At 44.1% G+C, this 227-nt stretch carries 1 tRNA gene; it reads left to right on the forward strand.

Annotation, left to right across the window (positions count from 1 at the left end):
- Positions 1-16 precede the first annotated feature (16 nt).
- Positions 17-92, forward strand: a tRNA-Ala gene (locus BCT27_RS25330).
- Positions 93-227: the final 135 nt, after the last annotated feature.

Raw genomic sequence — 227 nt, forward strand, 5'->3', positions numbered from 1 at the left:
AAGAAGACCACTCGATGGGGTTATAGCTCAGCTGGGAGAGCGCCTGCCTTGCACGCAGGAGGTCTGCGGTTCGATCCCGCATAGCTCCACCACTCTTTAAGTGTTTTCGAAAGAGAATATTTAGAAAGTGGACATTCTCGTCAGAGAAACATCACTTTGCTCTTTAAAAATCTGGAAAGCTGACTAGTAGATTCATGACTTCTCTTTATAGAGAGGAAATGAATTGA

It is taken from the genome of Enterovibrio norvegicus, from assembly GCF_002876705.1.
Classification (GTDB): Bacteria; Pseudomonadota; Gammaproteobacteria; order Enterobacterales; family Vibrionaceae; genus Enterovibrio; species Enterovibrio norvegicus_B.